Genomic DNA, 9,235 nt, shown 5'->3' with positions numbered 1-9,235 from the left:
GTCGCCGCGCCCGCGCCGCGCTGGTCGCCGCCGGACATCGCGGTGAATGCGCCGCCGGCGGGGCTCGACGATCGCCGCTGGCGCGACCTGCGCCGCGGCCGCATCCGCCCCGAGCGCAGCATCGACCTGCATGGCCGCCGCGCGCAGGAGGCGCATGGCGCTGTGCGCACCTTCCTCGCGGATGCCTATGCGGACGGGGTGCGCTGCGTGGCCGTGATCACGGGGCGGGGTTCCTCGCCCGAGGGCGGGGTGCTGCGGCGCGAATTGCCGCATTGGCTGAACGCGCCGGACCTGCGGCGCATCCTGCTGGGCGCGGCGCATCCGCACAGCGCGAATACGGGAGCGGTGCACCTGTTGCTGCGCCGGCGGCGATGACGCGCGCGCTGCGTCGTCCATGACCCCCTTCGGCGCGCGACTGCGCGAGCTGCGCCAGCAGCGTGGCGTCACGCTGAAGGACCTCGCGGCAGCGCTGCAGGTCTCGGCGGCCTATCTCTCCGCGCTGGAGCACGGCCGGCGCGGTCGTCCCTCCGCCGGGCTGGTGCACCAGGTGAACGAGTATTTCGGGCTGATCTGGGACGATGCGGAGGAGCTGAGCCGCCTCGCACGGCAGTCGCACCCGCGCGCGGTGCTCGACACCGCCGGCCTGTCGCCGGAGGTGACCGACCTCGCCAACCGGCTGGCGCGCGAGATCCGGCAGATCACGCCCGAGGCGGCCGCGGCCATCGGCACGGTGCTGGATCGCCTCCCGAAGGCGAAACGCTGATGCAGGCGGTCTCGGCCGGGCTGCTCGCAGGGTTCGTGGGCTTCGCCTCCTCCTTCGCGGTGGTGCTGCAGGGGCTGGTGGCGGTCGGCGCCTCGCCGGCGCAGGCGGCGTCGGGGTTGATGGCGCTGTCGGTCGCGATGGGCCTCGCCGGCATCCTGCTGTCGCTGCGGCTGCGCCTGCCCATCAGCGTGGCGTGGTCCACGCCCGGGGCCGCACTGCTGGCCGCCACGGCCGCGCCCGCCGGCGGCTTCGCGGAGGCGGTCGGCGCCTTCCTCGCCTGCGGGGTTCTGCTGACGGTGGCGGGGCTGTGGAAGCCGCTCGGCCGCGCGGTGGCGGCGATACCGGCCCCGCTGGCCAATGCCATGCTGGCGGGCATCCTTTTCGTGCTGTGCTTGGCACCGGTGCGCGCGGTGGCGGAGCAGCCGGCGGCGGGGCTCGCGATCGTGCTGGCCTGGGCGGTGGTGGCGCGGATCAACCGGCTGCTGGCGGTGCCGGCGGCGGTGGCGGTGGCGGTCGGCGTGATCGCGGCGGGTGCGCCGTTGCCGTCCGCGGGATGGATGCCGCAGCCGGAGTTCGTGCTGCCCGGATTCTCGCTGGCGGCGATGACCGGCATCGCGCTGCCGCTGTTCATCGTGACCATGGCCTCGCAGAACATCCCGGGGCTCGCGGTGCTCTCCGCGAATGGCTACCGGCCGGAGGCGGGGCCGCTGTTCACCACAACCGGCCTGTTCAGCGTGGCGGGCGCGCTCTTCGGTGCGCATGCGGTGAACCTGGCGGCCATCACCGCGGCGCTGTGCGCCGGCGAGGGCGCGGGGCCGGACCCTGCCCGGCGCTGGCTGGCGGCCGTGGTGGCGGGCGCGGTCTATGTTGTGTTCGGGCTGCTGGCCGGGGCGGTGACGGCCTTCGTCGCGGCTGCCCCGCCGGTGCTGATCCAGGCGGTGGCGGGGCTTGCGCTGCTGGGCCCCTTCGGCGGCGCGATGCTGGGTGCGGTGCATGCGCCGCAGGGTCGCGAGGCGGCACTGGTGTGCTTCGTCGTCACCGCCTCCGGCGTCGCGTTCCTGGGCATCGGCGGCGCGTTCTGGGGACTGCTGGCAGGGGGGGCGATGATGGCGCTGGCGCGGTGGCGGGCATGACGGCGCAGTGGCTGCCCTGGGCGGCGATGGCCGGGATCCTGGCGGCGGTGGCGGCGATCCAGTTCGCGATCGGGCGGCTGTGGATCTGTGCCTGCGGATACGTCTCGATCTGGCATGGCGATGTCTGGTCGTCGGGCAATTCGCAGCACCTGACGGACTGGTACACGCTGTCGCACCTGGCGCACGGCTTCATCTTCTATGCCGCGCTGCGCTGGGTCGCGCCGGGCTGGAGCGTGGCCTGGCGCGCGGTCGCCGCGCTGCTGCTGGAAGGCGCCTGGGAGGTGGTGGAGAACACCTCGCTGATCATCGACCGGTACCGGGAGGTGACCGCCTCGCTCGACTACTACGGCGACAGCATCGTGAATTCCTTCGGCGATGGCGTGTCGATGCTGGTTGGGTTCTTCCTGGCGGCGCGGCTGCCGGTGGTGGCGTCGGTGCTGATGGTGGTCGGCATGGAGGCGCTGGCGGCCTGGATGATCCGCGACAACCTGTTGCTGAACGTGCTGATGCTGGTCTGGCCGCTGGAGGGGGTGCGGGAGTGGCAGATGCAGGGCGCGCCGACGGTACGCTGAACGGGCCACCCATCCCTTTCGGATCGCGGCGTGCCGCGATCCGGGAGTGCAAGGCACGACCGCGCCCAACCCGGACGCGGCGCGCAGCGCGCCAGTGCATGGCGCGCAAGCCAAGCCCGCGGATGCGGGCGCCCGGCGCCTGAGGACGTTACGAAGACTTGGCGCCCTGCGCCCGAGGGCGAAGAAACACTCAGCTGATCCAGGGCTGGCGGCGCCACAGGTCGGCATAGACGCCCTGCACGCGACGCATGCGCGCCTCCCAGACCGGGCCGGGCTCGTGATTCGGCTCGATGAACTGCGCCTCGAAGCTGGCGCGCGTCGCGGGGTCCTCGGCGGCCTCCTTCACCGCCTCGCGCAGCCGCTCGACGATGTGCGCGGGCGTGCTGGACGGGATGACGATCCCGCGCTCGGAATACATCTCGATCTCGAGGCCCATGCCGCGAAGGGACGGCGTGTCGGGGGCGAAGCGGCTGCGCTGCGCGCCGGCATGGGCAACGAAGCGCATGCCCTGCGGTGCGGGCGCGTACTCGCCGATCGAGACCATGTTCACCTGCACCTGGCCGCCCATCAGCGCGGTGCGCTGCTGCGGGGCGCCGTTGTAGTGCACGATGGTGAAGCGCGCGCCGGTCTCGCGTTCCAGCATCACCAGCAGCAGGTGGTCGTCGGTGCCGATGCCGGAGGTGGAGACGACGATCTGCTCCGGCCGCTCGCGGCCCAGGCGGACCAGGTCGGCCATGTCGCGGATCGGCCCATCGGCCTTCACCATGAAGCCGGTCGGGTCGGTCATGATGTTGCCGACGAAGGTGAAGCTGTCGAGGTTGTACTGCGAGCGCCGCTCCACCGGGATCGTCACGAAGGAGGGCATGTTGGTCAGCCCCAGCACATGCCCGTCGGGCCGGGCGCGCGAGACATAGGTCAGCGCGATCTCGGATGACGCGCCAGGCCGGTTCACCACCGTCACCGGCTGGCCGAGCCGCGGCTCGAGGTGCCGCGCAAACAGCCGCGCGACGATGTCCGTCCCGCCGCCGGCGGCGAAGCCCACCACGAATTCCACCGGCCGGTCGGCGCGCCAGGGCGCGGCGATGGCGGGCGCGGCGAAGGGCGTGGCGGCCAGGGCGCCGATGGCGGCGCGGCGGGTCAGCATCGTCATGCGGTTCCTCCTCGAAGTCGGGCCGCTGACATGCCGATGATGGGCGCGTTCCGGCAGGGGGGAATCGCGCCGCGCTTGCGTGAAGGCGTAAAGCCTTCAACCGCTGCGTGCGCGGTTCTGCAAAGACTTTACCGGCCGGCCGCGATAGGTTGCCGCCCATCAGGGAAGGACGCGGCCATGCTCAAGGTGTTCCTGGCGCATACGCCGGAGATGTTCGCCGGCTATTACGGCGAGCGCGCGCTGGCAGCGCTGCGCCAGCATGCCGAGGTAGTGCGCAACCCGGGCGATTCGGTGCTGTCCGGCGCGGCGCTGGCGGAGGCGGCGCGCGGCTGCCAGGCGATCGTCGCCGACCGCGCCACGCCCGGTGCGCCCGAAACCTTCGCCGCCGCACCCGACCTGGTGGCCTTCCTGCGCGTGGCGGTGGACATCAGCACCATCGACGTGCCGGCCGCGAGCGCCGCCGGCGTGCTGGTCACCCGCGCCACGCCGGGCTTCGTGGACAGCGTGACGGAACTGGCGCTCGGCTTCATGGTGGACCTCGCGCGCGGTGTGGCGGGCCATGTGCAAGCCTATCGGCGCGGCGAGGAGCCGATGGGGCGGATGGGCCTGCAGCTCTCCGCCGCGACGCTCGCCATCATCGGCTATGGCCGCATCGCGCGACGGCTGGCGGAGGTGGCGCTGGCGCTCGGCATGCGCGTGGTGGTGTCCGATCCCTACGCGACGCCGGAAGATCCGCGCATCGCGGCGATGCCCTTCGCCGAGGCGCTCGCGGCCGGGGACATCGTGGTCTGCCTCGCGATCTCCGACGCCTCGACGCGCGACCTGTTCGACGCGGCGGCCTTCGCGCGCATGAAGCGCGGCGCGCGCTTCATCAACCTCTCGCGCGGGGAGCTGGTGGACGAGCGCGCGCTGGAAGCGGCTCTCGACAGCGGGCATCTCGCCGGCGCGGCGATGGATGTCGGGCGCGCGCCGGACCAGCGGCCCTCCGCCTTCCTGGCGCGCCGGCCCGACGTGATCGCGGCACCCCATATCGGCGGCATGACGCCCGAGGCGATGGAGCACCAGGCGATGGACACGGTGCGCCAGGTGGCGGCACTGGCGCGCGGCGAGCTGCCGGACAACGCGGTGAATGCCGCCGCCGCGCATCGCCTGGCGCGGATCGGGGTGCGCACGGCATGATCGGCGTCGGCCGGCCGGTGCAGTGGCTGGTCGAAGCCTGGCTGCGCAGCGCCGAAACCGGCGCGCCCCAGGCGCCGTGACGCCTACCCCGCCGCGAGCCCCGCGCGGCTGACCACGTCGCGCCAGCGCATCGTCTCGGCCTCGATGGTCGCGGTCAGCTCGGCGCGGCTGCCGGCCTCCACCGCGAAGCCCGTGGCGCCCAGGCGCTGCGCCACCTCGGGCGCCTGCAGCGCCGCCGTCACCTCGCCATGGATGCGTGCGGCGAGCGGTTCCGCCATGCCGCGGGGTGCCACGATGCTGTGCCACGACCCGGAGGTGAAATCCGCCACGCCGGATTCCATCACCGTGGGCACCTCCGGCAGCAGCGGATGGCGCGCGCGCCCGCCGATCGCGATGGCGCGCAGCCGCCCCGCCTGCACCTGCGGCAACACCGTCGCCATGTTGAGCAGCGCCATCTGCAGCGTACCGCCCACTAGGTCCGTGACCGCCGCGCCGCCGCCCTGGTAGGGCACATGCGTCGCGCGCGTGCCGGTGCGCTGGGTGAACAGCTCCATGCCCAGATGCTCCGACGACCCGATGCCCGAGCTGCCATAGGAGGCGCGGTCGGGATTGGCGCGCAGCCAGGCGATCAGCTCCGGCAGCGTGTTCGCCGGCACCGAGGGGTTCACCACCAGCAGGTTCGACGCGCTGATGGCGATGGTGATCGGCGTGAAGTCGCGCAGCGCATCGTAGCCGATGCGCTGTATCAGCAGCGGATTGATGGTGAGGATGCCGCTGGCCGCGACGAACAGCGTCGCACCGTCGGGCGGCTGGCGCGCGACGTATTGCGCGGCTACGGCCCCGTTCGCCCCGGTGCGGTTCTCCACCACGAAGGGCTGGCCGAGCCGCGCCTGCAGCTGCTGCGCCAGCGTGCGCGCCAGGATGTCGGACGGGCCGCCCGGCACATAGGGCACGACGATGGTGGTGGGGCGGGTCGGCCAGGCCTCCTGCGCCGCGGCGCGGGATGCGGCGGCGATGGCGGCGGCGGCGATCAGGAGCGGACGGCGATGCATGCGGAAATCTCCCGGTGTTCGCCGGCAGTCTAGCAATCCGCGTGCCTGTCAGGCCGTTGCGCGCCGCCGCCGGAACAGCCCCGCCACCCCCGGGATCGACCAGGCCGCGGCCAGCAGCGTCAGCGCGCACAGCCCCATGCTGATGGGGCGCGTGAAGAAGGGCGTGAGGTCGCCACCCGACAGCACCAGCCCGCGCAGCAGGTTCTTGTCCAGCAGGTCGCCCAGCACGATGCCGAGCACCAGCGGCGCCATCGGGAAGCGCAATTCGCGCAGCACGAAGCCCACGAGGCCCGCGCCCAGCATCACCCAGATGTCGAACAGGCGCGAGGTGATTGCGAAGGCACCGACCGTGCACAGCACGAAGACCACTGGCATCAGCCGTGCACGCGGGATCAGCAGGATCCACAGCAGCGGCTTCACCAGCACCAGCCCGTAGAACAGCTTCACCATGTCCGCGATCACCAGCATGGCGACGATCTGGTAGATGAACTCGGGTGACGTGATCGCGAGCATCGGCCCGGGATTCAGCCCGTGGATCATCATCGCGGCCATGAGCACGGCGGCGGGCGCGGACCCCGGCACCGCAAGCGTGAGCACCGGGATGATCGCGCCGGGCACGCAGGCGCTCTCGCCGGTCTCGGCGGCCATCAGGCCCTCGATGCTGCCTTTGCCGAACTTCTCGCGCTCGGCGCTCGCGCGCTTGGCGGCGGCGTAGGAGGTCCAGGCGGCGATGTCCTCGCCGAGCCCCGGCATAGCGCCGATGAAGGTGCCGAGCGCGCCCGACCGCAGGATGGTGCGCCAGTACTGCGTGATGTCGCGGATGCGCGGGATGACGGAATCGATCTTGGACGAGACCGCGCGCACCGCCGGCCCGCGCATGGCCGAGAGCACCTCCGCCACGCCGAAGACGCCCACCAGCACCGGCAGCAGCCCGAGCCCCCCCGCCAGGTCGCCATTGCCATAGGCGAAGCGTGCATAGGCGTGGTTGGTCTCCTGCCCGATCGTCGCGACGAACAGGCCGATGAAGCCGGCAATGTAGCCCTTCAGCGGATCCCCGCCCGACAGCGACCCGGCGATGATGATGCCGAACATCGCCACCCAGAACATCTCGTAGGAGCCGAACTTCAGCGCGAATTCGCCGAATGACGGCGCGAACAATGCCAGGATCAGCGTGCCGAACAGCGTGCCGAGCCACGATCCGCTGGTGGAGATGCCCATCGCGCGCCCGGCGAGGCCCTGCCGCGCCAGCGGAAAGCCATCGAGCGTGGAGGCCGCGGAGGCCGGCGTGCCCGGGATGTTCAGCAGGATGGCGCTGCGCGACCCGCCGTAGATCGCGCCGACATAGACGCAGACCAGCACCAGCATCGCGACATTCGGCCCCATGCCGAAGGTCAGCGTGGTCAGCAGCGCGACACCCATGGTCGCGGTCAGACCTGGCAGGGCGCCGATGACGATGCCGATCAGCACCGCCCAGAGCGCATGCCACACCGCGCCGCCGCCGAGCACATGGGCGAAGCCGCCCAGCAGCATGTTGAAGGCGTCGGTCATGGCAGGCGCAGCAGGAACAGCTTCTCGAAGACCAGCGTCACGGCGAGGCCCGTGCCCAGCCCGATCAGCACCGCCTCGACGATGCGCCGAGCGCGGCGTTCAGGCCCCTGGACCCATTCGAAGGCGGTCGTGAATGCGAAGACGAACAGGGCCGAGGCCATCCAGAACGGTACGCGCCCGACCAGCACGCCGGCATACACGACGCCCAGCACGGCGGCGGTCAGCAGCTGCCGTCCGTCGCCATTGGCCGGCCGCCGCGCCGCGCGCACAGTCCAGCCGCCGCGCCGCACCGCGCGCAGCCCGAGCAGTCCGGCCAGCAGCGCGATCATCGCGCCATAGAAGCCCGGCACGATGCCCGGCGCGGTCAGCCCGGTGCCCGATTGCTCGACGAAGCGTGGCATCTGCCAGGCCTGCGCGATGATGGCGACGCCCAGCGCGAACAGCACCGCCGCCGTGACCAGGTCCGCGCGGGGCGAGGCCGGCGCCTTCTCCCCGTCGAAGGGAGAGTCGACCTCGACCTCGTTCGCCGGCGCCGTCAAAGCCGCGCGATGCCCAGCGTCTCGGGGCTGACCTGCGCCTTGCCGCCGTCGAAATACAGCCAGGCGGTCTGGCGGACCATCTTCCACGCCTCGTCATGCGCGGCCTGGCCGGAGATCGGCGTGAACAGCGCCGCGCGCGAATTGGCGTAGTCCTTCAGACGCTGCGAATTGGCGATGGTGGTGGTCCACAACGTGGTCATGGTCTGCACCACGTTGTCCGGCACGCCCTTGGCCGACCAGATGCCGAAGTAGTTGAGCGGCGCCGGGATATTCGGCAGCCAGCGGCGCACCGAGGGCACCTCGATCGCGGGCGCGTTGCCCTGCGCGGCCAGCGTGACCGGGTTCTCCGCCTGCGCCGCGAGCGGGATCAGGCGGCGCGCGCGGATCATCTCGGCGGCTTCCACCAGCAGCACGGCGCCGAGCGGTGTTTCCCCCGACACGGTCGCGATCATCGCCGGGTTGCCGCCGTCATAGGTGGCGTGGCGGTACTGGATCTGCGTCGCGGCGCGCAGCGCCTCCATCATGTTGTGCCCGGCCGAGGACACGCCGGCCGTCGCCACGCCGATGCCCTGGCCGCGGGTCCTGAGCGCCTCCAGCGCCGCGCCGAAGTCGCGGAAGCCAGATTGCGGGTTCGCCACCAGCACGTTCACGTTGGCCACCGCGAAGAACAGGTTCCAGTCCGCAAGCTGCGTATCGAGCAGCCCGAGCACCTTGTAGCAACCCACGTCCACCGCCGCGCCGGCGGCCCAGGTCAGGCCATCCTTGGGCGCTTCCAGCGCGTTGCGCGTGCCGATGGACCCCGAAGCACCGGGCTGATTCACCACCACCACGCGCTGGCCGAGCGGGCCTTCCAGCTCGGCCGCCACGATGCGCGCCATCTGGTCGGTGGAGCCGCCCGCCGCCCAGGGCACGATCAGGGTCACGGGGCGTTCCGGACGCCAGGCGCCCTGGGCGCGCAGCGTGGCAGGGGCGGCGATGCCGGCGGCGGTGGCGGCAAGCAGGTGCCTGCGGAGCATGTCTTCGACCCTTCCCTCGGTGTGACGCGCCGCGTGTGGCGCGGCGTCGTGGTGAAGTAACCTTGTGGTTACCGCGATGGTGCGGCCACCGCGCCGGCATCGTCAAGCAAGCGCGGCGATCATCCGAATTCCGGCCCGGCGACGGCGGCGAGCACCGCCGCATCGCCAGGGGGATCGGCGCCGAGCGCCATGCGCGTGAAGGGCCGCTGCACCGCGCCGCCCTGCGCGGCCAGCCATGCGGCGAGCCCCGGGCGCGCATCGGGCAGGTCGATCACCACGGCAC

Annotated in this window: 10 protein-coding genes; 5 read left to right on the top strand and 5 right to left on the bottom strand. The window is 72.2% G+C overall.

Annotated elements, in window-relative coordinates; translation table 11 throughout:
* The 4 genes from HW578_RS18335 to HW578_RS18320 form a co-directional block, all read left to right on the top strand.
* Positions 1 to 375: Smr/MutS family protein (locus HW578_RS18335; protein WP_198372130.1), on the top strand; the 375-nt coding region annotated here is incomplete at its 5' end.
* Between the two features lie 19 nt (positions 376 to 394).
* On the top strand, positions 395 to 763 hold the full coding sequence (locus tag HW578_RS18330) for a helix-turn-helix domain-containing protein (protein WP_198372128.1): 369 nt from the start codon (positions 395 to 397) through the stop codon (positions 761 to 763).
* On the top strand, positions 763 to 1,896 hold the full coding sequence (locus tag HW578_RS18325) for a benzoate/H(+) symporter BenE family transporter (RefSeq protein WP_198372126.1): 1,134 nt from the start codon (positions 763 to 765) through the stop codon (positions 1,894 to 1,896). The genes HW578_RS18330 and HW578_RS18325 overlap by 1 nt, the downstream gene beginning before the upstream one ends.
* Positions 1,893 to 2,468: a DUF2585 family protein gene (locus tag HW578_RS18320; protein ID WP_198372124.1), complete on the top strand. Its 576-nt coding sequence runs from the start codon at positions 1,893 to 1,895 to the stop codon at positions 2,466 to 2,468. Before HW578_RS18325 ends, HW578_RS18320 begins: the two co-directional genes overlap by 4 nt.
* 190 nt (positions 2,469 to 2,658) lie before the next feature.
* Here the strand turns inward: HW578_RS18320 and HW578_RS18315 are convergent, their stop codons facing one another.
* Complete coding sequence (locus tag HW578_RS18315) at positions 2,659 to 3,618, bottom strand: tripartite tricarboxylate transporter substrate binding protein (protein WP_198372122.1); 960 nt, start codon at positions 3,616 to 3,618, stop codon at positions 2,659 to 2,661.
* A 177-nt stretch (positions 3,619 to 3,795) separates the two neighbouring features.
* On the opposite strand from HW578_RS18315, the gene HW578_RS18310 reads away from it, so the two are divergent.
* On the top strand, positions 3,796 to 4,797 hold the full coding sequence (locus HW578_RS18310; RefSeq protein WP_198372120.1) for an NAD(P)-dependent oxidoreductase: 1,002 nt from the start codon (positions 3,796 to 3,798) through the stop codon (positions 4,795 to 4,797).
* 83 nt (positions 4,798 to 4,880) lie between these two features.
* On the opposite strand, the gene HW578_RS18305 is transcribed toward HW578_RS18310, so the two are convergent.
* From HW578_RS18305 to HW578_RS18290, 4 genes are read right to left on the bottom strand one after another with little or no spacing between them, the layout of a single operon-like run.
* Complete coding sequence (locus HW578_RS18305) at positions 4,881 to 5,849, bottom strand: Bug family tripartite tricarboxylate transporter substrate binding protein (protein WP_198372118.1); 969 nt, start codon at positions 5,847 to 5,849, stop codon at positions 4,881 to 4,883.
* Positions 5,850 to 5,897: 48 nt separating this feature from the next.
* Positions 5,898 to 7,397: a tripartite tricarboxylate transporter permease gene (locus HW578_RS18300; RefSeq protein WP_232479096.1), complete on the bottom strand. Its 1,500-nt coding sequence runs from the start codon at positions 7,395 to 7,397 to the stop codon at positions 5,898 to 5,900.
* Complete coding sequence (locus HW578_RS18295) at positions 7,394 to 7,936, bottom strand: tripartite tricarboxylate transporter TctB family protein (protein ID WP_198372116.1); 543 nt, start codon at positions 7,934 to 7,936, stop codon at positions 7,394 to 7,396. The genes HW578_RS18300 and HW578_RS18295 overlap by 4 nt, the downstream gene beginning before the upstream one ends.
* Positions 7,933 to 8,952, bottom strand: coding sequence for a tripartite tricarboxylate transporter substrate-binding protein (locus tag HW578_RS18290; RefSeq protein ID WP_198372115.1), 1,020 nt, complete (start codon positions 8,950 to 8,952; stop codon positions 7,933 to 7,935). The genes HW578_RS18295 and HW578_RS18290 overlap by 4 nt, the downstream gene beginning before the upstream one ends.
* Positions 8,953 to 9,235 lie beyond the last annotated feature (283 nt).

The sequence above is a fragment of the Roseomonas rosulenta genome (assembly GCF_016106005.1).
Classification (GTDB): domain Bacteria; phylum Pseudomonadota; class Alphaproteobacteria; order Acetobacterales; family Acetobacteraceae; genus Neoroseomonas; species Neoroseomonas rosulenta.
Note: the sequence above shows the minus strand (reverse complement) of the source record. Positions and strands in the feature narration are given on the sequence as shown.

Excerpts from the sequence above, each read along its gene's own strand:
- HW578_RS18290 (WP_198372115.1), bottom strand. The coding sequence starts at position 8,952 with ATGCTCCGCAGGCACCTGCTTGCCGCCACCGCCGCCGGCATCGCCGCC.
- HW578_RS18300 (WP_232479096.1), bottom strand. The coding sequence starts at position 7,397 with ATGACCGACGCCTTCAACATGCTGCTGGGCGGCTTCGCCCATGTGCTC.
- HW578_RS18330 (WP_198372128.1), top strand. The coding sequence starts at position 395 with ATGACCCCCTTCGGCGCGCGACTGCGCGAGCTGCGCCAGCAGCGTGGC.
- HW578_RS18310 (WP_198372120.1), top strand. The coding sequence starts at position 3,796 with ATGCTCAAGGTGTTCCTGGCGCATACGCCGGAGATGTTCGCCGGCTAT.
- HW578_RS18325 (WP_198372126.1), top strand. The coding sequence starts at position 763 with ATGCAGGCGGTCTCGGCCGGGCTGCTCGCAGGGTTCGTGGGCTTCGCC.
- HW578_RS18305 (WP_198372118.1), bottom strand. The coding sequence starts at position 5,849 with ATGCATCGCCGTCCGCTCCTGATCGCCGCCGCCGCCATCGCCGCCGCA.
- HW578_RS18320 (WP_198372124.1), top strand. The coding sequence starts at position 1,893 with ATGACGGCGCAGTGGCTGCCCTGGGCGGCGATGGCCGGGATCCTGGCG.
- HW578_RS18315 (WP_198372122.1), bottom strand. The coding sequence starts at position 3,618 with ATGACGATGCTGACCCGCCGCGCCGCCATCGGCGCCCTGGCCGCCACG.